This window comes from Olleya sp. HaHaR_3_96 (genome assembly GCF_019278545.1).
Taxonomy (GTDB): Bacteria; Bacteroidota; Bacteroidia; order Flavobacteriales; family Flavobacteriaceae; genus Olleya.
The window spans coordinates 1,833,635-1,857,708 of sequence record NZ_CP058987.1; the positions used below are offsets into that span (position 1 = coordinate 1,833,635).

Sequence of the window (24,074 nt, forward strand, 5' to 3'; positions counted from 1 at the left end):
ATATTGAAAAATTACTTTTCATTACTTAAAATACTAGCGACTGCTTGCTTGTATTTTACAGGATTCCCAGCTTTTTTAATGGCTTTGAATGTTTTTTGAGGATTAGAAAACGACTGCGAGAAAAATTCCCAAAAGCCTAACATTTTCATTTTTATTGGGGTTGGTCCCGACAGATACGCGTCGTACTGTTGGTAAATCGTATCATGAAACTGACTAAAAATCTCCCAACGGTCTTTAGGATAGTCTGTCGTATTATTTTTAATCATGCTTGGTAAAAATGGATCTGCAATTAAACCACGACCTATCATAAAATGATCAATACTCGGAAAGCGTGCCTCTATCTTTTTAAAGGCAGCAACACTAGTAATATCACCATTATAATACAATTTGTGCTTTGTACTTGTAATGCAACGTTCAAAGGCCTCTAAATCTACAGGACCTTTGTATAGCTGTTTTCCAATTCTGGCATGAATTGCAATGTTTTTAAGCGGATAACTATCTAGAATAGGGAAGGTGTCTAAAATTTCTTCCGCATGGTCATAACCCATTCTCATTTTCATAGAAACCGTAATATCACTTTCGTCGTGTGCTTTTTTTAAGACGTCGTTAATTTTGGCAGGATTGCAAATCAAACCAGAACCCATTCCGGATTTAGTGACCATTGGATAGGGACACCCTAAATTCCAGTTTAACTCTTTATAACCCAAACTTTGCACGTATTTAACCACAAACATAAACTCGTCAGGATCATTAGTCATCACTTGCGGAATCACGTCTAACGTCGTGTTATTTTCTGGTAGTAAATCTAATTGATACGATTGCTTGATTTTTAGCTTTCCGTTTAGCCTGATGTAAGGGGCGTAAAACGTGTCGATACCACCAAAATAATGGTGAAACGCATTACGGAATCTAAAATCCGTGAAGCCTTGTAACGGTGACGATAGTAAAGTGGTTGACATCTAAAATATACAGTAATATTAGTTGCGCAAATATAGTTTCAAAATATTACAATTACGCACTATTTGCTAAACCACTTGGAAACGGTCTGTAGGCATAGTATTGTAGGACTTCTTCAATGGCTAATTTTAGCGCCCTGTTTATTGGGACAATAACATTACCCATTGTAAAATCTATCTGCGAGAGTTGCATGTAATACGCTGTAAACATTGGGATGTTTAGGTCTTTGTTTATGGCATCTGTAGTTTCTTTAAGTACTTCTTTTTGGTTTTCTTTTATAATTTTGCAAGTCACCATACGTTTTTGTCCATACTTATCATTAGAAGCTGCGTAGCCAAAAAGACGACAGACTAAACCCCGATATTTATAATTACTACAACGACCTAGTGCACTGTCTACGAGGTTTAAGGGACTATAAATGTGGCAAATGGAGTGTTTTGCTTTGGTATTAAGTGTTTTTAGCGTGGTTTCGGCTTGACCGTTTAAAAATAAATGAAACGCAAAAGGTAGAAACTCTAAAGGAGAGGCTTCCATTGTGGGGTTAGTACAGCACTTACCGCAACCCGTTGCGCAATGTAATGTTGTTTTGTGTTGAAAGGTTGCAATCTCGGTATCTAGCGTCTCAAATAACACTTCCACCATTCGTACTCTTCGCTCTATAGACATTACTTTTTTTTGAAGGTACGCTATAAATTTACCGTATGCTGTGTTTATTGTGTTTATAAAAAAAGAGAAGTGCTAGACCATGCTTTAAATTAGAAAGGTTAGTGTCTAATTGGCTTTAAAACCAAAGGCGATATAGGGTTGTGAGTTGTTGTTAATAACTGTAGTGCTTTCGCTAAATTTGGAACTTAAAAATACGACTTGGTTGGAGGCTAATGGGTAAGGGACATCAGAAAAGTCCGATTGACGTAACACCCGACCTACAACAGCGTCGTATGGTGTGTAGCCAGGCGTTATAATACGTCTTACTGTAATGATATCTCCAGAAGTTACTGTTACTGCGGTAATATTTTGATAATCTAAACCGGCTTGAGAAAACGTATGAAGTCCAGAATAACTTAAACCACTGGTATTATTAATAACCGCCACGGTATAACTTCCCGTATATGTGCTTGGGTTTTGATAACCGATACTGCAGATTTCTCCAGACTGATTAATTTGTATGTCATACTCATGCACTTCTAAATCCATCCATTCGGCAAAATTCTCATAACCATCAGCTATACTAAAAATAGTCGTCATATAATTAGCCGCATATTCATTTTCGCAGCTAGAAGACTCATAATCGCAGTCGTCGTCGTTATCGCAATTAAAAAGGGTGATAGCTAAAAGTGCGAGTATACCAAAGGTTATATTTTTCATTTTTAAAAGTTTGTGTTGCTTGCTGTATTATCAGTAATCTACTGGTTGTAAATTACTGATAATGCAAGCACTTTTAAAAGTATGATTTATTGAACTCGTAGTTTCATTAGATTAAAAGAAGACTTGAGTCCATCCCCGTTATCGGTTTAAAACTAGATATAAGGCCGCCACCAAACAAATGGCGATAATAATAAGTACGTATTTTTTAACTTGATTGGGTTTACTGTACAACATTCCATTGCTAGATTGTTTTTCTAACGTTTCGATGTTTTTAGCCATGTCTGGGGAAACCACAGCTATTGTATGCGCTTTACCATCATAATATTCGGGATTAGCCATCAAATTCTCGACAATGGTTTTGCTTTCCTTTAAATCTAAATTAGTTTGCGCACGGACATATTTTATTGCCGCAAGTTGACCAGCGTCCATTAACTCCAGAATAATCTCCTTATCTAATGGGATGTTATTTATAACAATTTTCATAATTACTCAATAGCCTTTTTTAATGCGTCTAAACCGCCAACGACAGGTAATGTAATACTTGTGTTGTCTAAATCGACCTTTAATTTTGTTCCTGGTTTAGGATGAATGGTAAACTCTTTATCACTAGAAAAAATAATCAAACCAATTTGTTGTCCTGCTTTGATAATTTGATCATCTGGTTGTAAATTGAAGGTCATATCGTAAAACGTTCCTTTTTCAAGCGGTTCACTTTCTGTTAAGGACTTATAGTTTTGCGGATCCGCCCAACCACGTGTAATAATATTATCAGTGATCACTTCTGGATCATCAGTATACGGTAACGACACTAACATTACCGATAAATTGGCAGCCGGTTTACTACTAGATAAGCTAATCGTGATTGTGCTTTCTCCAGAAAGATGTACGTCTTGTTTTAAAGTCTTAGTAGCATATAATAAACGGTGTTTACTTTTTTCGGCTTGCGCATGTTGCTTTCCAGAAATATTAAAATCATCCTCTAGCGTTTCTGTTTTTTGCTTTTTGCTTCGTAGGGTTGTTAAAGGACCAACCTCGTTACCGCCTTTATTTAAATATAACGTCACATTTTTAGCCTCTGGATTTGGATAGGCTGTATACGACGTCGGATTGTTGGGTTTGTCATTTTCTCTAACAATTTTGACTTGTGGGTCATTTTCTACACCATTATCAATACCGTGTAAATAGTGTGTAAACCAACGGTTCATCATCGTCATTGGTGGTGGTCCACCATGTCCATTTTGATGGTAATATAGTTGTGTTGGTAAGCCCATTGCTTTGGCCTTTTGGTAAATACGATTACTGTGCTCTGGCATAACATTCCAATCGTTAAAACCATGAGACATTAATAATGCTGCTTTCATACCTTCCATTTGGTTGAGGTAATCACGGTCGTTCCAAAACTCGTTTAAATCTCCAGTTTCTCTGTCCATGCCGTTAGCCATTTCTGTATCTCTAACGGTTTTGTTATTGTACGGACGTTTACTCTCGTCGCCACTATGTATAAAATCATACAATACATCAATATCTTCTCCTAAATAGCCTCCTGGCGAACGTACTAAACCATTAGATCTGTAATAGTGATATGATGAGGTATTTGGTGCGATTGGGATAATGGCTTCCAAACCGTCTACACCTGTTGTTGCAGCTGCTAGTGGTAAGGTCCCGTTGTATGAGGTTCCTGTCATACCGACTTTTCCGGTAGACCAAAAGGCTTCCACCTCTTCGTCACCATCAGGTGTGGTGTAACCTTTAGCACGACCATTTAACCAGTCAATGACTGCTTTTGGTGCTAATGCTTCGTTTGGACCACCAACAGTTGGACTACCTTGTGATAAACCTGTTCCTGGAGAAGAGGAGTGAACCACAATGTAACCACGAGGCACCCATGATGCGATATGCGAATTTGATATAATTGGACGTTCTCCTAAACGGGTAACTTCTGGATGGGCACGTTCGGTTTTAGCAGGTTCGCCTAGTTCATGCTCTACATCCCACATAATACCCGGGACATCTGGTGCCACACCAGCAAAATAAGGACTAGTGACGTAAACGATAGGTAATTTTAAACCTTCTGTATCAGTTTGTTTTGGCCTAGTTACAGACACGTGGACACGATCTAAAGTGTCGTCTCCATCGGTATTAAAGGTCGTTTCTACCCAAAGGTCATGTCTTATATAATCTTTATAATTGCTAAAGCCTTCTACCTTTTGCGCTTCTCCGTTTTCAAAAACAGGCACCGTTTTGTCTTGCGCGATACTTATGGTAGCAGCCGAAAATATTAAGGCTAAAGCAGACGCTTTTAAATACTTTTTTATCATAATAACTAACTTGTAACGTTTGTGGGTTACAAGTTAGTTATTTTTTATGAGTAGAAATTACCGTAGGTTGTTAAGGTAATTATAAATGTTTTGGAGTGGGTTTGTTAGAGATTGAGTAGCACCTTGGTTTTTAAATCGTGTCTTGAGTCACTAAATCTTCAATTTTATAGAATAGGATTGCATTAAACAGAATGTAAATAATTGCTGTCCAGAATCCATACAACATAGATAGCCAACTTGATGCTCCAAAACTGTGTGCAATTAAAACAAACAATAAGAAAACACGAGAATATTTTTTAGGGCTGTAATAGCCTAATAGTCCAATTATAATTAGCCAAAGTCCGCAAAGTATAAAAATTCCGGACACATGTTGATTCATCACAAAATGCCCTATATCATTTCCTTCGTTTGCGATAGTTAGATCTCCATTCCAATAGGCTTTGGGTTGATGCGCAATAGTAATTACAGCATCAAAAAGACTTGCCCATAATTGTTAACGATTTTGTGAAAAGTTAGTTTTGAGCAAGCAGTTTTTTTTATTGAATTAATGCTTAATTCGCTTCCAATAAGAATAAAGAAATAGCAGCTTGTTCGGGAAACGATAATTGACTTGTTCCGTTTTTATTCATATGATTAAGTATATCCATTTCCGTAATTTTAATTTTGCTTTCTTTTCTCAAAGTCACTAAAACACTTCCTGTTCTCTCAAGATTGTTTTCTGTAACTTCTATTCCGTGGAATTTCATAACTTTTTCTAAAGTCGGTTGAATTTCACTTGTCATAGGATTTCCGATAAAAGCAACTTCCATTTTATCATATGCCGTTTTTTCAATAGTTGTTTTTTTGTTTCCTGTCGATGAATTACAATTTGATAATAAAATTGTAATTGAAAGTAATAGTAAAATTTTTTTTAATTTCATAATTATGGTTTTTAATGTTTGCTAACTCGTTATATAATTACTTTTGCTACTCATATCTCGTAAAAAAAATATAGTACTTTTTTAGTACTGATAATACGTAAAGTTCTGTTAAATATGTTTATAGGTTTTCCTGTGCGTGTGAAATACGTAGAACTACTTATGTTTCCGTAAAGGCATAAAAAAAAACACGAGATTGGGTGTTTTTTAGATGTTTCGCTTTGCTCTGAATGATAGCTGAGGTTTGAATGTTAAGTTTGGTTAATTATCCAGGTTGTTGGCGTCATTGTTTTTATTTATTATAATTTTTAAATAGCTTTCAAGTTTAAACGCATCTAAATTTGTAATCGGAATAGATTGAGATGAAAGTTTTTTATTTTCAAATAACTCAACTTTGAAATCACTTTTTTCAATTAAGACGCCGTCAACAAAGCTGACGTCATAATATTCTTCTTTCTTATTATTAAGAAAATCTGTATAATTGATTCTTATGATAAATAAAGGGTTAATAAGCAGGGGAGTATATCCGTTTTTTATTAATTCTGTGCTCATTACTCTTGTAAATTCATCAAATTTTATATTGTTATCAAAACCTTTTAGTAATCTAATATCTCCCTTGTTTTCTCCAGTTCTATAGCTCTCATTAAAACATCCCGTTAAGTGAATATATTTATTCAGTTTATTATTTTGTTGATCAATAATTTCGAAGTGAGCATAACTTTTAATCCTTGTGGAAATATTTTTTGCTTTACCTCCAAACTTAGATATTTTAACGGCTATTTCTCTAATGTAACCTGTGGCATCTCTTTTGACTTCTTGTGATAAATTAAAATCTGGCGTGTTCTCATAATAGCTCATCTGTTTTTGTTCATTAGCTATTACATTTGAATTATACGAAACAATTATTGCCATCAAGCCTAACAATAGCGTTGTTAATACATTAAAATAAATTTTATTTTTCTTTAAAAACTTCTTAATCTTCATTTGTAAATAATTACTAACGTTATGTTTAAAAATAGTTTCGATTTTGTGTGCGAGGGTTAACGAACCGCCGTATACTTTCCTGAGTGCTATTGTTAATAACAATAGAGACGAAAGGACCAACCTAGTTGCTTACGTGCGGTGGTGTGAGAGGCGCACTCCGGCTATTTTAGTCGGAGCCGTCTACTCGATTAGCTGTAGCGTTATATTATTCTATTATTATCTTTATTCAATTCACTCCACAATTTATTCAATTCAATTAATATTTTCTCATTATCATTAAATAACCATTTTTTAATATTCTTTATTTCTTTTGATTTTAAAGAACATTCAAATTTTAATTCAGTATTATTTTTAGAAGGAAAGTATACTTTTCCTAAATCTTTATTTGTTTTAAATTCTATGATATGAAAATGTGGCTCACCATGTTCACTTCTTCCGGAAGAACCTGTTTCACCTCCTCTAATATCCATGTAATATTTTCCAAATATTCTTCCACTAATATTTTTTAATTGAACTAAAAACGTATTTGAATCTAAAGTTTCAGGAATATGAAAAGAAGTTTCAGATTTAGGTCTTTCTTGTAATATGAAGCTATTTATTTTTTTATTTTCAAAGTATTTTTCACCTTTTGTTATAAGAATTTTAACATACCAATCTCCTTTCTTAAATTTAATATTAGGAATTCTATGTTCTCCATTTATTGGTTCAATTATAGAGAAAAGCTTTACAATAAATCCTTCTATTTCTGGAATATCGATGACTATTAATTCACAAATGGCAAGGGTTATTTCAGGTTTTTCAACCCGACCTTCTAAACACTTAGTTTCTGAATTATATTCAAAATTTAATATAGAATTTAGTATTTTTTTCATTAGTTACAGCTAACGTTTATGTATAAGAATAGTTGCGGGTTTGTATGCGAGGATTTTCCGAAGGAAAATCAGACGTAACAAAAGCGCACGAACTCTAGATTAAGCACTAAACTACGCATTATTTTTATGCGATGTTAGCTGCTGTCTTTACTATTAAAATGACTTTTCAAAAGGTGTTCGTTATTTTCATCAACTAAAAATGATGTTATTTGACCATCAGGTTGCAATACGCTCATTCCAATATCTATTCCAGATGAGTAAAGAATAAAATCTAAAATTGATGAAAATTCTTTATCAACCCACTTTCTAGACTTCAATGTTCCAACAGTATTTACAGTCAAAATTTCTGAAGTTTGATGAAAAATCGAATGATAACGTGGTACATTCTCTTTTATCATTGCACTATAAAACAGAAAAGCATTTACTTCTAAATATTGAGCAAAGTTTAATTGATGCTTTTGAAGGTCTTTTAGAGGACTCATAAAGTCTGAAATTACATTATTATCTTCATAAACTATAGTCAGTGATACTTCGCCAAATTTCATTGATAAGCATAAAGCAGGTATATTGTTATGATAGAAGAATTCATCATCCTTACATTTAAATGTAAATATGCTCCAAGGTTTTGGGGCGTTGAATACTGTTTTATATCTAATTGATTGTAAAAATAAATGTAACGCAGAGTAACCTTCTAATTCAGCTGATGATAATATATTTCCAAGATTGGGATTTGCTCTGTCAACTTTTAAAGACAGTTCTTTGTATCTAGTAGCGTATAAAATTTTAGCAGTCCATTGGAATATTATTTTTTCATCTTCATTAGTTAGATTTTTAAATGAATTGTCAAGAAGTGTTCTGAATTTTTCTTCCATTTGAGAAAGGTGAACATTATTGCATTGAGAACAACAAGGAACGGTCAAACTTCTGTATGGTATTTGACTTTGATTTGAAATGGTCAATTTTTTATCCCATAAATTATATTTGTGTTGCAACCATTTAGGAAAAATATGTTCGGCAGTTTTTGAATCACATTCTTTTCCACATAAAAAACAACTTTCATCATCGAAAGTTTCTTCATTCAAGTTTCTATAAAAATTAATTTCTTGTTCCAATTCTCAGATTGCAGATAACTCGTTATATAATTACTTTTATTCCGGATATCCCGTAAATTAGGATAGGGTATGGTTACTTTTTATTCATAATATCCCGTAATGCGTTAGTACACAAAGCTACAACTATTCTTTTTGTTGTGAAATACGTATAACTACGTATATTTTTTACAAAGCCAAGTTATAACAGTTGCTATAATCTAGTTTACGGTTTTCCGTAAAGGCTTAAAAAAAAAAAGGATTTTAGTTGTGAGATTATACCGTGGGTTGTTAGGATAATGTTGTTTATGTGTAGTGTTTTGAGAGGCGCACTCCGACTATATTAGTCGGAGTCGTTTACTCGATTGTGCGCTGGCTTTTTCCGTTTATATTAATTTTCAATCATAATTTTTATCATTTCTAGGTAACCTGGGAAATCATTTGGATTTAAAAGAACTTGGTCTCTGTTTTTCGCAAGATTTACAACTTTGAAATCAGGCGAAGGATTTGTTTGAAGAATATATTCATTCAGCACTTTTGCTCCTAATTTGTTGTTGCCACGAAAACTATAATAATATGTATAGGACGCAACATCATTCGCTTTATCACCTAATTCAGTTGAAAGGCGGTCTATTTCAGATAAAATCTTCTCGTTCTTCTCGATTTTTGAGTTCAGTTCAGTAACTTTTTCTTCGCTGAACATTGAAGGGATTTCAGTTTTGTATCTTTCTTGTCTTTCAAGGTCGTCCTTATCATACTTTAAATTTTTTTCGAAATATTCCTTGCGATATTTTACATTGTCACTATAAAGAATTGAATCGGTTAGTTTTAATTCGGCAAATTCATAACTTTCTGGGTCGTTCATTTTCGGTTTTAAATACTCCTCAACATTTTTTTTTACAATGTCTTGTTGAGTTGGTTCTTTTTCCGATTGACAGGAAGTCATTCCTAATACTACAAATGCAATTCCGACAAATAAAATAGTAGTTTGTTTAATCATAATTTCTGGTTTTTGTTTTTTTCCGCTTGCGCACAACTCGTTATATAATCACTTTTATTACTCATCTCCCGCAAGTACAAAAAGATATAGTGCCTTTTTAGTACTGATATCTTGTAAAGCTCTGTTACACAAACCTACAACTATTCCTATACGTGTGAAATACGTAGAACTACGTGTATTTATGTAATACCAGCAAGTTACAACAGCTTGATTAGTAATGGTTACGGTTTTCCGTAAAGGCATAAAAAAAAACACGAGATTGGGTGTTTTTAGATGTTTTGCTTTGCTTTTAATGATAACTGAGGTTGGTGTGTTATGTTTGGTTGGATGGTTAGGGGTATGGAAAGTTGTGGTTTTGTGTGTGAGGATTTACGAAGGAAAATTAGAAGCTAGCAAACGAGCAACTGACTTTGGTTACCCTAAAACTAGCAGTTTTTTATACGGTGTTTTGCTTAGTGCTTTTTTACTTCAGTTTTTTATTTAGTAACTAGATCTAAAGATTAAATTATTTTATTCAATTTTAATATCAATTAGAGAAACATCTCCATTCGGTTTTTGATTTAGTTCAACGGTATAATTACTTCTAATCATTGCACCAAAACCATTTTGAGAGTCAACATAAGATGTTATTATGAATGAACCATTCTTTTTTTTAACTTTTGCTTTAAAAAGAGCAGGAAATTTAGCTGTACTAGGAGTTTTTAATTGTCTTTCAACAAATTTTTGGGAAGCAATTACAGCTTCATTGTCACTTAAGTTATTGTTTTTTTTATATTCCGATGAAGAGCTTGGAATTCCGAAATCTATTTCCGTTTTGTAATCTATGTATTTGTTATACAGAAACATACCTGCGGTCAATACAATAAGTATAATTAATGTTTTTTTCATTTTTTTTAGTTTTATGTTCGTTTTGTGAGTTTTTCGGTATTGAGCATAACTCGTTATATAATTACTTTTTTTACTGATATCTTGTAAAGTTCTGTTACACAAACCTACTATTATTCTTATAGGTGTGAAATACGTAGAACTAGTATATTTATGTAATATCAGCAAGTTACAACAGCTTGATTAGTAATGGTTACGGTTTTTTGTAAAGGCAAAAAAAACACTGGATTGGGTGTTTTTAGATGTTTTGCTTTGCTCTGAATGACAGCTTAGGTTGGAATGTTACGTTTGGTATGCTATTGTTTGTTGTAGGAATAAATAATGTATGTGAATATCTTGGACTAATTGGAGTTCAGCAAGAATTTACAGATATAGCCACACCAGAAGAAATACGCGTATACCAGCAAGCCTATCATGGAATACTAAAAAAAAATAAAAGAGTGGGTTACCAATATTTTGGGCAAATTGAACAAATCTTAAAAAGGGATGTGGCTTTTTATAATAATATGTAGGTTACATATGCTCTTAGAATATGTTATACCAATGGAAAAATAGGATGCTGATAAACACCTCATTTTAATAAAAAAATTAGGAGCTTAATTAATAATTGAAATTTAAAAGATTACTCTTGTTTTATAGGGCAAAACAGTTTATTTCAAATAATCTTTTGTTTCAATTATATAATTATAATCTAAAGTAATTAACACTGCTTATTTAAAGTAAGATAAAAAAAATGTGATTATAAACATCGCATAAACTGCCCAAAAAAAGCCTTCAAACCCTTTGGTTATCATAGTTTGATTATAAGCCAACCATTCATTTCTTGGGTTTTTATGTACGACATTCTTAATCAAATTTCGAACTCCGTATTTATTCCAAAGGAATATTATAATTCCAATGAATAGTATTTGTGTAATGTGCTCTATAAATGTCATCTTTTAAATTGTTATCAACGTTAAATATATGGCAAGTTGGGCAATATAAAGCAGTGAACTTTCTAGTTTGCAGTGAGCCAAAACGTTGTGTTTTGTTTTTATCTTATTTATTTTAAAAGCCAAATCAACGATTTGGAGGGGTTGGTAAATAGAACTGAACTTTATTAAACCAGCGAACGCCCTATTTGCTATATACCGTGTTTAGGTAGTTTAATCCAATTCGTACTTATCAAATTTTGCTCTAAATAAATGTTCTCCCCATCCGTTATTCAATCCGTTTAAGATTTCATATTCAAAAAGTTGAATAGATTTTGTTTCACCGTAAGCATCCTTTGGTTCAATATTTCTACTATTCAAAAGAGTTTTAAACTCCTCAATTCCCTTGACCGATTCAGTTGGTTTTCCTTCTGAATAAGCCCTAAAGATTGGGTTTTCAGATATGTAGAATGTTTTTACCTCAAAACTTTTAGAAACATTCAATGGAAACTCTTCGTTATGGGTTACTCTATTTACAACATCAGTTATAATTATCCATCCGTTTAATTCAGTAATTCCCATTGCTTTTTCCATTTTATATGAAGTTACATCTTCAAAAAATAGATTTTCTTCTGATTTGTAAAGTACATCAGGTATTATTTCGTCAATTTCTTGTTTTGATGCTTTAACACACATGATGCTAATATTCCATGCCATAATTTCTAATTGATTTATTTTTCTGTTATTACCTACAACGTGATTGTGTATGGCAATCTGGGCAGAATACAGGTACTTATTTTCGGTTTAGCCACAAGCCATTTTTTTTATTTTGCTTTAATTTTTCTCTTTAATACCAAATCTATTTCATATTTCCCTAAAGGTTAATCTAAAAGATTTGGCGACTTTGTAACTAGATAACAACCTTTGGGTTAAACACTAATCACCCACTTTACTACATATAGTGTTATCACACGTTTTTAAGCTAATTCCTCTGAGACTATTTCTATTTTATTTCCATTTTCATTAATAGTCCAGATTTGTAAAGTGTCAAATCCGTTCCGTTTTACTTTTTTAAAGTCAACTTTTTGTCCGTTAATTAATTCTATTTCTCCATTTGAGTCAACTTCGTCTCTATAGTCATCTTCATAATCAATTCCATTATAAGTTGAAATAATCAATTCGAATTTGCTATTTCCTTTTTCGTCATGGTATATTTTGTCGGGAATTCTATTATTTATTTGTTCATCAGAATATTTGTCACAAAACATAGCATTATATCCGTGTTTGCATCCGTCAAATAATAAGTATTCACTTTTGTCACTTATATTAACCGCAATAATTTTAGAAGGAGCAAAGTCAGTACCTACGATTAAGTTTTTATAGTCAGAGTGAAGTTGTCCATAATACTTGATTTTGAAAAATGTCTCACCATTTTTTGATTTAAGTTTACGTTTCCACTCGTGAGAATGTAATTCCTTTGGGTTGAAAATATGTTCAACATTTCCTTCAAGAAAAGTCGGTCCTAAAATTCCGTTTTTAGTTGTAGAGTTTGAGTTTGATTTCTCTTTTTTGAAGATGTCAAATATTCCCATTTTTTTCTTTTTTGTAATGTGTGGTAACGTGTTTCTTTAGTTTGTAATAAATATCTTTATATAGAGAAAGAGGAGAATTATAACGTGTTTTAGAATTATAGATCCATTACGCGTACTTATAAGATTTTTTGCGTGTATAAGCGACTAATTTAGCAAATAAAAAACCAACTAGAAAATCCGCGAGAACTTTTGTAAGTATGCTAAAACTAACCATTAACTTTATACGGTGTTAGGTATCTAGCTTTTCAATCGTTTTCCATTTTTAATAATAAGTATGAAAGTTCGATTGATAAATTCCGTACTTCTTCTCTTGAATTCGTATTGTTTGCCAGAGCTACAACTACTATTTTCTCATCAAAAAATATTCTAAAAAAACTACTACATCCAACTTGCTTTCCATTATGTTCTATGACTTTTCCATATTTTGGTGTTATCCAACTAAACCAACCATTAGTATATTCTCTTTCTTTGTTTTTTGGATTATTGAGTAGAATCATAAGTTCAGTAGTTTTTGGACTTATTAATTGATAATTTAAAATTGCTTTTCCAAATTTGAGCATATCTTCTGCTGTCGATTGTATTCCTCCACCAGCATATGTATGGCTTAAATCATTTTGTGGGCTTCTATAAAATGTGTTTCCAAGTTTTATGTAAACATCTGCTTTGTTTTTATAGTCTAAATCACTATTTTCTATATCAGTATGTGTCATTTTTGAAGGTTCCCAAATGTTTTTCCGCATATAATTCTGATACGTTTGTCCAGTAACTTTTTCTATAATAGCTCCAAGTAATGTGTATCCATACGAAGTGTATATAAATGTACTTCCAGGCTCAAAATCAAGTTTTCTATCCTTAAATTTATCTAGAGCTTTTATACAATTAGCATAATGAGTAAAATGGACTGATTCTAAATCCGATTTGTAATTAGAAATTCCAGATGTATGATTTAATAACTGACGAATAGTAATATCTCCTTTTTCTTTTTTAGGAAATTCTGATAAATAGTTTTGTATTGGAATGTCTAAATCAATTACACGTTTTTCATAAAGTTGAAAAATTGCAATAGCAGTCATAGGTTTGCTGATTGAAGCAATTCTAAACTTGCTAAATTGATTTGGTTTTTCTTGGTTTCTTTTATTTAAAAATCCAGATGTTGATAGCCAATTCCCACAATTTTCAGAATAAACACCTGCTGAAATTCCTAAAAAATCATTTTTTTCTATTGCAGAGTTAATGATGCTATCCGCTTTGAAGCCAAAATCATTTAATTTGCCACAATTCAGATTATTTTCGCTTTGAGATAAGGAAACTGGTTTGTCAGAAAACGGATTTAAGCTATAAGGCTCAAAAGTCCAATAGAAAATATAGAAAAGTAAAAGTAAAATTATTCCAAAAATTATTTTTAATTTATTCATAGGTTACTTCTGCTTGTGCCTAACGGTTACGTATAAGAATAGTGCGGTTTTGTGTGCTAGGATTTTCCGAAGGAAAATTAGACGTAGCAAAATAGCACTAACCTTTGATTAAACCTAAAATAGTTATTGTTTTAGACTGTGTTGTTTTACTAGTTTTTATTTGTTTGTAACAAATAACAATTGTCTTTTAATTGAATGTCTTTTCCGTCATAAAAATCAATTTCCATTTTTAAATCATCAATAAGCTTAGGTTGATCAATGGGACATAATTTAAAAAACTTATTTTTAATTAATAAGTTTCCTGATTTATCATAAATCGAAATCATCACATTGTTTTTATGACTATGGATCCAATCTAAATTAAACCAGTGTCCTTTTTGTTTGTTTTGTACCCAAAATGCTGTTTTAGGAATTTTACTTAATGTAATAATAGAATCAATGTCTTTTCGATATTTAAGTTTCCAATCGGAGCCATTTTTTTTGTTCAGATATTTATCGATTTCAGTGTTGTAGCTTTCAATTCCGTTTAGCTCAGTTCCGCTGACTACGCATCCAAATCCAACATTTTTAAATCCGTATTTCTGACTTACTTTATTCATTTCTATAGGTGAAATGATTGATTCGCCTACTAATACTTTGTGAGGTGTACTGTTTTTAATATCAGATTTTGCAGTTAAGTAATTAAATCGGTTAAAAAAGCCGTAGTGCCATAATCCAATGGCGATTAGAAATACTATTATTCCACTAAATATTATCTTTTTTTGATTCATTTTTTTAATAACGTTTAGCGATTAGTATAAGACAGGTAGGGGAGTTGGTAAGTGCTTTTGTTTTGTTACTTAGTTAAATATAAATATTTTGCTTTTATCTATACTATTATAAATGCCCTATGTTTTTTATAGCTTGTTTTAGGTAGTCTTTCTACGTGTAATTTTAACAGGTATGTTATTCCTAATTAATGGTTTAAAAAGTATTTGCTTTTTTTTATAATCTTCCCAAAACAGTATGCAATAGATTAGGTTATTTTTTTAAAATTGTGACCAGATCAAGTTCACCAAAATGATGAAAGTAAAACCTTTCAATATGATTAAATAGATTTGTATTTTTATCTACTATTTCTTTTAAAATCGAAATTATTATAGCATCATTATCATCTATATTATTCGGCCAATCTGGAAAATATATTAAGTCTAGTGCAATTTCTTCTTCAATATACTCATCATCCTCAAAACCATAAAGGTCACTTATATACTCAAATTCATCTTGGTCAATTGCTGTCTTTAATGCAATATCAAATTCATTTCCATTTTTTATAATCGTAGAAATGTCAAGATGTGGTACATTATTATATTTTTCACTAGCTAAATCGGTATACGCGTTAATATCACATACAATAATCTTAATGGTTTTATTACTTACTATTTTTAAAATATGTTCTGTTATTTTTTTCTTTAACGTTTCCATTGTTTTGTTTAAAGGTTTGATTAAGTTGTTCTTAAGTTTACAAATTATTAAATTTTACATGTTTTTTAGCACAATACTTTTGTTGTAAAACGTTTATTGAGTCGGATAAGGTTTTTCTAGTGTTGCTTTTCTCCAAATACTATTTTTCGTTCTTTTTAGTGAATCATTAATATTAAAATTCACAATTTTCTTTTTTAATTCACTCAATTCAATAATACTCTCCAAATTATTGTCAAGTGAGATTTCTGCATTGGTTTCTTTTGCAAGAAAATAGGCTAAGAAGTAACCAAATTCTGCTTTTGAAGATTGGATTTCATAAATTTTAGAGTTTTCCTTTGTTTGTCCAATTTCGGCATACTCATTTTTAGTTTTTCTATTTGATAAGTATAACCAAGTCCATTCTTTACTTGCAGGATTATGAGAGTCTCCTTCAGTATCTACATTATCAACATTTTCAGAAATCCATTCGCAAACCAGGCGGAAATCAGGTCTAAATTGAGTAGTCTTAAAATAAATGTAATGTTCCATCTAATGTTTTACAACTCGTTATATCATTACTTTTATTGTTTATATCCAAAAAAGACAAAAGGATATAGTGTCTTTTTAGTACTGATGTATTGTAGAGTTGTGTTACACAAACCTACAACTATTCTAATACTTTTAAAATAGATAGACTGCCGTGCATTGATCCAATCTTAAGAGGTATGATCTTTAGGTTAATTCCTTAAAGGCATAAATTTTGATGAGGTTTTAGTTATATTTAGTTCATTATTATCCAAAAAAGCATCCGTATTTATCTTCCTTAATTATTTCAATCATTTTGTCTAAATAGGTTGATTCTGGAAATGGGGCATAAAGTTCCCACTTTCCGCTTGCACGCATCCAATATAGATTCCATTCTCGTCTTGACTTATAAAATCTAATTTTGGCAAACTCAATATTCTGAATTTCGCTTGGATTGTCCCAAAAAGGTCTTATTTCGAATAGTATTATTATTTTTCGGTCATAAGAATAACCAATATCAAGTTGTTTTCTTATTTCTATATCTTCTGGACGTAATGATTCAACAAACTTTTTTATTGTTAATTCATTTATGTCAATCGTGGTATTTTTCATTCAGTCACAATGTTTTTTTAGCTTGCGTACAACGTTCTTGTGCATGACCTAGTATGCGTTGTTAAGTCAACTAATTTAGTAAATAAAAACCAGATAAAAAATCTGGGAAGATTTGCGTAAACAAGCTGCAATTAGCCATTAATTATAAACGTCTTTGTTGGCAATAGTTTTTTAATTAAAATCCGAATTTTCAATATTAATACTAAAATTTATAGATTCTATGGTGTTTGATGCAGGCACTATGACAGAATAATTCTCAAACACATTTGGAGTAGTTTCTCTTTTGAAATTAATTTGTGTATCAGTGTTTTTATCTGTGTAAAGTGTCCTATTTATCTCACTATTAGTAATCTCTATTGATTCTAAATGTGGATAAATATAAGAATTTAGATGGACAGGAGTATATTCCATGTTATTCAATGTAATCAATAAATTCACAGGATATAAGTGTAAAAAATCAAAGTCCCATTTGTTATCTACTCTTATCTCAATAGGCACAGCGTCATAAAGGTAATTCCATATATCAATATCTTCTTCGACAAATAATCGATAGTAATTTCCTGCACCTGAAGTTTCAAATGTAAAATCATAGTTTCCATTTGAATCTGTGTAAGTGGAATCTAGAAACTGAACAAAATCGTACGAAACAAAAAGACCATCTGGATCGGTTTTATATTCTGCAATTTTAAATTTTCAAATGGAATGTCATTTGGAGTGTCATAAATCATTCCAAAAACTTTAGTTTCGATTCCTGCGTCTAAAGCATCATCTTTGTTACAAGATAACAGCAAACATGCAATAGTCAATAATAAAACAATTCGTCTCATATAGTTTTTTTATAGAAGATGTAAATGTCCTCATTTGGTTGCGTCAAATTACTGCCAACGTTTATGTATAAGAATAGCGCGGTTTTGTGTGCGAGGATTTTCCGCAGGAAAATAGACGTAACAAAAGTGCACGAACTCTTGATTTAGTACTAAACTACGCATTATTTTTTTACTGTGTTGTAGTGGTTTTTTTTTATTTGTAATGCCTATGTTTATATCCTAGCATAGCAATGGCGTTACCAACTTTTTCTAAATTTTCAGTAAAATGAATTACCAAAACATATTCATCTCCCCCTGTTTCTAATAAACTTATCTGTAAATTATGTTTTTTAATAGCTTCATTATATACTTTAAAAGCGTCCCAATCAGTATTAATTAAATAATTAGCTTCAAAACGTTTATAATTTGGTAATTCTATTTCTTTTTCGAGTAATGATTTTACTACAGAATCTATCCAATAATGTAACTCACTTACCGATTCTTTCCAATCTAGATGTATGAATAAATCAATTTTATTTTCCATTGCATATTCATTCAATTCATACCAAGGTAGCTCAATGAATTTATTTGTATCAATAAAAGATAATAATTTGTTTTGTGTTTTTAGAGGTGAGCAGAGTTTTACGATATCTTTAAGCCCTTCTTTTTCATTCTTGCTTACATCTATTTCTTCTTCGATATATTGAGGGATAAAGGGTTTTACTTCTTTTAAAGTGTTATCTTTTTTTTCAAACCATTTTTTTCCAGTGACAACCTCTTTTATAAGAAGCCACCAAAAAAAAGGAATAAACCACCAAAGGTAAACTTTGAACTCAAAATTTAAACAAACATAAATGGCAAGCACTAAAAATACAAATAGAGTTATAAAATAGAATCTAGTTTTGTTCATAGTTGGTTGGGTGCATTTTGTATATTACTGACAACGCGTTATATCATTACTTTTATTATTCATATCCAAAAAAGAGAAAAGGATATAGTGTTTTTTTAGTACTGATATATTGTAGAGTTGTGTTACACAAACCTACAACTATTCTAAAACTTTTAAAATAGATAGACTGGCGTGTATTTATCCAATCTTAAGAGGTTTGATCTTTAGATTAATTCCTTAAATGGTTAAATTTTGAGGATGTTTTAGTTATAGATTTTCATGTCTTCAAAGACATTTTCTGGATGATAATAGCGGCTGGTTCTTTTTTGCCAATGATATGAGGAGGCTACAATAACTTCTAGGGCGCTAAAATATTTTTCTACCGTTAACTTGTCTTGTAAAGGCAAAGGCGTCTGTTTAGCTTTTAGTATTGTTAATTTGAAATCGGAGTGAATTTGATTTACTTTGTCTATAGATTTAATTACAGCCTGATTGTAATTAGACGCTTCCTTAGTTTTTAAATAGGCATTTATTAGGTTATAATCACTGTGTTTTTCTTTAGCATAGGAGAAAAGATCATTAGATAAAGCGCCGATTAGCGCACATTGTCTGCATAAATTTTTAATTTGAAGCTGTTTATTATCAATTAAGGCTTTGTTTAAGTAAATAGAATGCACGTACTCGATTAAATCAATAAGCAGGTACATGCCTCCTGTGATTAATCTTATAGAGATATATTCGTTGACAGTGGTATATGCTTTTTTTGTCAACGAAGCCGATAAATGTTCTACTACAGAAGCCGTGTATTTATTAAAAAAGTCTTCAGGGCTATCGGCTCTTAGAGTAGTGCTAATATAATTAATAGACGTATATAATTTATTGATTTGACTAGTTTCAGAATGATGTGTTTTTTTACCTTTCCATATTTCTAAAATTTTAACTATTTCTGGCAGTTGCCCGGTATTGGTGTCTTCACCAAAAAAGTCGTCCATAAAGTACAAAACGTCATAAGTAACAAGAACATTGACCATTTTATCTATGGGGCTATCAATGTAGATATAATTTGTCATTGTAGAATGGCCAGAATATAGATTATCATCAATTATACCCAGTGTTTTAGATGTTGTTTTTGCTTTTTTTGAAATAGTATCCGCGTCTTTGTGAATATATAATTGGGTATTAGATATTGTTAAAAGCGTTGAGTTGAAATTCATTTTTTTTTATTTTTAATTTAAACTTGTGTCTAACGGTTTTTTACTTAGGAAATAGCTTGTAAAAACAATTGCTTTTCGGATTAATGCATCCTTCCACTTTTATTTTCTAACACTATATTTTGTATTTTTAAGTGCGTCGCGTAATGTAGAATAACTTGTTATATAATTACTGTTAGTATTGAAATCCTATAAAACTATGTTACGCAAACCTACAATTATTACTATACTTATGAAATACGTAGAACTACGTATATTTATTGGATAGCAACAAGTTACAATAGTCTTTTAAGTAGAGGTACTGTTTTTTACAAAGGCATAAACAGCGCCAGATTAGTTGGTTTTAAGAGTCTTCGCTTCGTTCTTAATGATAGCTACGGTCTAAATTATAAGTGTGATTTGACAACTGGAGTCTGTACTGTTTCAAGTTTAACCGTTGGGAAAGCTTGAGGATGCAGAGCGAGTAAACAAATGGTTTATAATCTTAACCGTATGTACTGTTTGTACAAAAGTAAAAAAAAAGTAAAGCTGAAATACTTGGGGTTATTTCTAAAAATTATAACGCTTCAAAAAAGTATAACCGTCCATTTAAACATGTCAAAATAGCATTCAATCTTAATAAATAATAAAGTGAAGTGTTAATTAGCTTAATCTATTGGTGTAATATCAGGTTGCGCATCGATTGTAGGTGTTTTATGTTGTTTTTCTATGTTATACTTAAACCGTAACACTCTTAAATTCCACAACGTCAAAGTCTGTATTGCTGTTATTTTTTCATTTTCAGAACTGACAATCAGCTGATCTTTAAATGACATAATAAATTTAGTCCATAAATTACCTTTAGAGTCTTTTAATAGAAAGTAAAAGCCACTATCACCAATTTTTCTTCCAGACGAATTTAAAATGAGTGCTCCATTTGGACCTACTGTAGGCTCTAAGATAACCGTTGCGCTTCCGTTTGGTAAAGGGAAAATTGCTTTTAAACAACTTTTTCCGTTAGGAATTTTACAAGTTTCATAAATTCCGGAATAAACAACTTGCTTAGATTTTTTGAAAGTCCTTAACCATATAGTTCGTTTAACTTCTTTTGATTTTTTGTCTATTAAATAAATTATTTCACTTTTTAAAGTTGTAGATTCTTTACTATTACTCAACGGTATATTTAGCTGCTCAATACGATTGCTAAATAATATTTTTAATAAAATTCCAAAGATTTTAAATACTGGATTCCATTGTACCTTTAAATCAAAATCATAATTACTGGTGTTTTCGTAAAAATCAATAACATCCTTAGATAATTTGTTGCGCTCTTTTTCTGGTAAGTTTAATAGGTTAATAGAATGTAATAGCCCTTTATCAACTTGCTTTTCGTCTATTATTAATTGTTCTTTTTTTGCTAATTGCGTTATAAACTTTACGCCAATGCCTTCAGTTTGGCCAAAAGGCCCTAACAACCATTGGTTGTCGCTGGCAATAATCTTTTTACCAAATAGGATGACCCATTGTTGCGTTATCCAGTCTTGAAAATTTTGTTTTAATAAAGCAATTGCCATTTATTTTGTTGCTTTTAGGTTAGGTATATAATTGCCTTTTCCTTTCCAAGTGCCAAATTCTGAAAGTGGTTTAAATCGTAATGTTGCGAATTCAAAGTGGAAGTTTTTTCGTTCTCTTTCTTTCATTGCATACGCATGTCTTTTTGGTTTAGACATTGCGCTATGGCCATGAACCATACTAGACATGTCTTGTTCCGTTTTCCAAATCGAAAAGGTAGACACTGTGTTTGGAAACTTAAATGAAGCTAATGACAGTAACGTTCCGGAATGATCACGTACTAATTTTTCAACCGGTCTTCCCCAATGTAAAAATCGTGGGAGTGCTAAAGGTTTCATTCTTGCAATTGTTACAGCAACTACAGGAGCGGATGGCTGTTCCAATTCAGCTTTTTGTTTTGGTATTTTGTAGCCAGTAATACCACCCCATTCTCTTATAAATGCTAATCTGACGTGCCAACCTTTAGCTAAAATGCTACCAAATATATCTTCTTTTAAGTAGTTATCAAGAGCTTCTTCGCTTTCCCATTGTGCAAAAAAGGCAATCTCCCTTATTAAAAAACGAGACGGAGATAGGATAGGGGCGCCTAATGTCATTGCGGTCATGTATTCCGAATAGATAAGGCCTTTAGTGTTTTTATTAATTAGGTTTGACACGATTCCTTTTATCGCTAATGAAAATGGAATTTTGACCAAGTGATAAGAAGATATGCTCATATAGATATTATTGTAGCGTCGTATTTTGTTGCGTTAGACTTTTATTACAGTTCTTAAATTTATAGTGCCACCCTTATTTTTAATCGAATAATTTTTATTTGTTATTGCTGTTGGGGTAGTAATGCAAATGTTGTTGGTGTGTGTGGTTACGTGATTTAAACATCTAATTTAGTAAATAAAACATACATTTTAAACATCTGTTTTGGATAATAATTACTGAAAATTCATTACTATTATAGCAACTTTTGGATTTGTTTTCTGCATTGTTTTATTAGAACTTCTAATGTCTTTGTCTCCATAGATTTCTTGAGATTCTTCAGTTGTTAATATTCCTTTGAAATGAGAATTTTCTAAACGAATAAAAAAACCATTTTTAAGCGTAACGGTTTTATTTAGAGTGCCATTATTCCAGTTTGTTATGGTCCCTTGATAATCCCATCCAAAACCTAGTAAACAAAAAGAGTCTTTATTTAGTTTTTCTAATGTTTTTAAATCCGTTCCAAGTGTAATACCTTCTTTAGTTTTCCAATTTGTTTTCTCTCCTTTGATTTCAACTAATTTTGGATGTACTCTGTCTTTTTTATTTTTCCAAGTTATAGTAACTTCATCAATAGAATTAGGGAATAATTTTTTTCCAAATTCAAACTGTCCTTCTCCTGTAGCAATTGAATCTTTTATGACGTTTTTTTGTCCATAAATTTCAATTAATTCCTTTTCAGAAATAGATGCTGTAATTGCTCCAAAACTTTTATTTGGACTAATTAATTTGACGGTTTTGTTTTGAAAACTCAAATTTAAGAAGATGAACACTATTAAAACTGTTGCTCTCATATAGTTGTTATCGGGTGTGTGTGAAAAAAGTAGGGTAGAGGATGAACATTATATTACGGGTGTATTACTTCTTAGATATTAAAATTTGGTAACCTTTATTAAGGTGTATTGCCCTTGGTTTGGGCACAGAATCTTTATTGTTTTTCAGTGTGTTGTATGCAAACTTTTTAGGTGTCTGTTGTTACATTATCCCAATTTAGATTCATAAACTTAATCAACCAATTTAAAGCATAATGTCTTTCATAGACGACACTTGTATTTAAACCTCCTGGAGCTTCTTCTTGTTTTACTCTAGCATTTACGCAAGCCCAATCAAATCTTAAAATTAAATCTGCTTGGTCAAGAATTTCTTTTTTACTTCTTAATTTAGATTGTTCTCTAAATATTTTTGGACCTAATTGATATACAATTTTTACATCATCCGCAACATTACACATTTGGTTTGGGTAAACTAACGTGTCAATATAACCAAGTGACCAAAGTAGAACGTGTAAACTTTCATATCTCCAATTTGCATTTGTTTTTTGTTGTTCTGTTGGATGTATTGCAGACGCATACTCTTTTTCAGTTGGAGTTAGTTTTGATGAAATTTCAAAATCTTCATCCATTTTATCTAAATGAATTTTTTCTAATCCTTCACTTTTTAAACCTAAATATAATAATGCTAATGCTCTGTCTACAACTTGGTCTTTAGTTCTTAACACTACATTTTTCTCAGGTTCGGAAAAAAGTGAATTAGCGTTTTTATAAATCGGAATACCTTGAGATTTACAAATTTTTTCAGATTTGATTCTTCTTTCTTTTTGGTCAATAGTTGCTGTGATATTTTCAACTGGTTTGGTAATTGGTAGTGTCGTAAAATCAGATTCTTTTTCTGCTTTTTTGTTTTTTTGACTGCAACCAAATAGGCTTGATAAAAACCCCATAAGTATAAGTATTTTTAAATATTTCATTTAAAGTTTGATTTTTTAGTTGGCATATAGCATATTTGGTATGCTCCGAAGTTTAAGCACCCAATTTAGTAAATAAAACATAAATTGAAAAAATCTGTTTTGGAAAGTAATTACTAAAAATTCAATGCCATTATAGCAAATTAAAAGATTTGAGAACCATAAAAATGGTTGATTATCTTCAGGTTAACCGCTAATTACTTCTGTTTATTATACATAGTGTTATACGGCGTTTT

At 31.3% G+C, this 24,074-nt stretch carries 26 protein-coding genes; all 26 read right to left on the bottom strand.

The annotated features are described in order from the left end of the window. Nucleotides 1–11: 11 nt before the first annotated feature. The gene (locus tag H0I26_RS07865; RefSeq protein WP_218701726.1) at nucleotides 12–959 is read right to left on the bottom strand and encodes a tRNA dihydrouridine synthase; all 948 of its coding nucleotides are present in this window, start codon (nucleotides 957–959) and stop codon (nucleotides 12–14) included. 52 nt (nucleotides 960–1,011) lie between these two features. After that, a complete protein-coding gene (locus H0I26_RS07870) occupies nucleotides 1,012–1,623 on the bottom strand; it encodes a YkgJ family cysteine cluster protein (protein ID WP_218701727.1) in 612 nt (203 codons plus the stop codon). Nucleotides 1,624–1,728: 105 nt separating this feature from the next. After that, nucleotides 1,729–2,322, bottom strand: coding sequence for a hypothetical protein (locus H0I26_RS07875; RefSeq protein WP_218701728.1), 594 nt, complete (start codon nucleotides 2,320–2,322; stop codon nucleotides 1,729–1,731). 138 nt (nucleotides 2,323–2,460) lie between these two features. Next, nucleotides 2,461–2,805 carry a ribosomal protein L7/L12 gene (locus H0I26_RS07880; RefSeq protein WP_218701729.1) on the bottom strand — a complete coding sequence of 115 codons (345 nt, stop codon included), beginning with the start codon at nucleotides 2,803–2,805 and terminating at the stop codon, nucleotides 2,461–2,463. Between the two features lie 2 nt (nucleotides 2,806–2,807). Then, nucleotides 2,808–4,640 carry a Xaa-Pro dipeptidyl-peptidase gene (locus H0I26_RS07885; protein ID WP_218701730.1) on the bottom strand — a complete coding sequence of 611 codons (1,833 nt, stop codon included), beginning with the start codon at nucleotides 4,638–4,640 and terminating at the stop codon, nucleotides 2,808–2,810. Between the two features lie 130 nt (nucleotides 4,641–4,770). After that, entirely contained in the window at nucleotides 4,771–5,022 is a 252-nt protein-coding gene (locus H0I26_RS07890) for a hypothetical protein (protein WP_218701731.1), read from the bottom strand. 169 nt (nucleotides 5,023–5,191) lie between these two features. Beyond that, nucleotides 5,192–5,560 carry a hypothetical protein gene (locus H0I26_RS07895; RefSeq protein ID WP_218701732.1) on the bottom strand — a complete coding sequence of 123 codons (369 nt, stop codon included), beginning with the start codon at nucleotides 5,558–5,560 and terminating at the stop codon, nucleotides 5,192–5,194. Nucleotides 5,561–5,818: 258 nt separating this feature from the next. Beyond that, nucleotides 5,819–6,541: a hypothetical protein gene (locus H0I26_RS07900; protein WP_101017686.1), complete on the bottom strand. Its 723-nt coding sequence runs from the start codon at nucleotides 6,539–6,541 to the stop codon at nucleotides 5,819–5,821. A gap of 200 nt (nucleotides 6,542–6,741) precedes the next feature. Next, nucleotides 6,742–7,413 (bottom strand): hypothetical protein, encoded by a 672-nt coding sequence (locus tag H0I26_RS07905; protein ID WP_218701733.1) that lies wholly within the window; start codon nucleotides 7,411–7,413, stop codon nucleotides 6,742–6,744. A gap of 134 nt (nucleotides 7,414–7,547) precedes the next feature. Next, nucleotides 7,548–8,525 (bottom strand): hypothetical protein, encoded by a 978-nt coding sequence (locus H0I26_RS07910; protein ID WP_218701734.1) that lies wholly within the window; start codon nucleotides 8,523–8,525, stop codon nucleotides 7,548–7,550. A 367-nt stretch (nucleotides 8,526–8,892) separates the two neighbouring features. Beyond that, nucleotides 8,893–9,501 (bottom strand): hypothetical protein, encoded by a 609-nt coding sequence (locus H0I26_RS07915; protein ID WP_218701735.1) that lies wholly within the window; start codon nucleotides 9,499–9,501, stop codon nucleotides 8,893–8,895. A 510-nt stretch (nucleotides 9,502–10,011) separates the two neighbouring features. Then, on the bottom strand, nucleotides 10,012–10,389 hold the full coding sequence (locus H0I26_RS07920) for a hypothetical protein (protein WP_218701736.1): 378 nt from the start codon (nucleotides 10,387–10,389) through the stop codon (nucleotides 10,012–10,014). A gap of 1,142 nt (nucleotides 10,390–11,531) precedes the next feature. Then, nucleotides 11,532–12,014 carry a hypothetical protein gene (locus H0I26_RS07925; protein ID WP_218701737.1) on the bottom strand — a complete coding sequence of 161 codons (483 nt, stop codon included), beginning with the start codon at nucleotides 12,012–12,014 and terminating at the stop codon, nucleotides 11,532–11,534. A 260-nt stretch (nucleotides 12,015–12,274) separates the two neighbouring features. After that, nucleotides 12,275–12,889 carry a hypothetical protein gene (locus tag H0I26_RS07930; RefSeq protein ID WP_218701738.1) on the bottom strand — a complete coding sequence of 205 codons (615 nt, stop codon included), beginning with the start codon at nucleotides 12,887–12,889 and terminating at the stop codon, nucleotides 12,275–12,277. A 245-nt stretch (nucleotides 12,890–13,134) separates the two neighbouring features. Next, the gene (locus H0I26_RS07935) at nucleotides 13,135–14,304 is read right to left on the bottom strand and encodes a serine hydrolase domain-containing protein (protein ID WP_218701739.1); all 1,170 of its coding nucleotides are present in this window, start codon (nucleotides 14,302–14,304) and stop codon (nucleotides 13,135–13,137) included. 149 nt (nucleotides 14,305–14,453) lie between these two features. Beyond that, on the bottom strand, nucleotides 14,454–15,074 hold the full coding sequence (locus H0I26_RS07940; protein ID WP_218701740.1) for a hypothetical protein: 621 nt from the start codon (nucleotides 15,072–15,074) through the stop codon (nucleotides 14,454–14,456). Nucleotides 15,075–15,324: 250 nt separating this feature from the next. Next, entirely contained in the window at nucleotides 15,325–15,768 is a 444-nt protein-coding gene (locus tag H0I26_RS07945; protein WP_218701741.1) for a hypothetical protein, read from the bottom strand. 93 nt (nucleotides 15,769–15,861) lie between these two features. After that, on the bottom strand, nucleotides 15,862–16,296 hold the full coding sequence (locus tag H0I26_RS07950) for a hypothetical protein (RefSeq protein ID WP_218701742.1): 435 nt from the start codon (nucleotides 16,294–16,296) through the stop codon (nucleotides 15,862–15,864). Between the two features lie 243 nt (nucleotides 16,297–16,539). After that, a complete protein-coding gene (locus H0I26_RS07955) occupies nucleotides 16,540–16,884 on the bottom strand; it encodes a DUF3024 domain-containing protein (protein ID WP_218701743.1) in 345 nt (114 codons plus the stop codon). Between the two features lie 171 nt (nucleotides 16,885–17,055). Then, nucleotides 17,056–17,295: a hypothetical protein gene (locus tag H0I26_RS07960; protein WP_218701744.1), complete on the bottom strand. Its 240-nt coding sequence runs from the start codon at nucleotides 17,293–17,295 to the stop codon at nucleotides 17,056–17,058. 609 nt (nucleotides 17,296–17,904) lie between these two features. Continuing rightward, a complete protein-coding gene (locus H0I26_RS07965; RefSeq protein ID WP_218701745.1) occupies nucleotides 17,905–18,600 on the bottom strand; it encodes a hypothetical protein in 696 nt (231 codons plus the stop codon). A gap of 242 nt (nucleotides 18,601–18,842) precedes the next feature. Next, nucleotides 18,843–19,793: a terpene synthase family protein gene (locus tag H0I26_RS07970; RefSeq protein ID WP_218701746.1), complete on the bottom strand. Its 951-nt coding sequence runs from the start codon at nucleotides 19,791–19,793 to the stop codon at nucleotides 18,843–18,845. 644 nt (nucleotides 19,794–20,437) lie between these two features. After that, nucleotides 20,438–21,343 (bottom strand): hypothetical protein, encoded by a 906-nt coding sequence (locus H0I26_RS07975; protein WP_218701747.1) that lies wholly within the window; start codon nucleotides 21,341–21,343, stop codon nucleotides 20,438–20,440. Then, nucleotides 21,344–22,057, bottom strand: coding sequence for a hypothetical protein (locus tag H0I26_RS07980; protein ID WP_218701748.1), 714 nt, complete (start codon nucleotides 22,055–22,057; stop codon nucleotides 21,344–21,346). 213 nt (nucleotides 22,058–22,270) lie between these two features. Continuing rightward, nucleotides 22,271–22,849 (bottom strand): hypothetical protein, encoded by a 579-nt coding sequence (locus H0I26_RS07985; RefSeq protein WP_218701749.1) that lies wholly within the window; start codon nucleotides 22,847–22,849, stop codon nucleotides 22,271–22,273. A gap of 206 nt (nucleotides 22,850–23,055) precedes the next feature. Continuing rightward, nucleotides 23,056–23,841, bottom strand: a complete 786-nt coding sequence (locus H0I26_RS07990; RefSeq protein ID WP_218701750.1) for a DUF4272 domain-containing protein — start codon at nucleotides 23,839–23,841, stop codon at nucleotides 23,056–23,058. Nucleotides 23,842–24,074 lie beyond the last annotated feature (233 nt).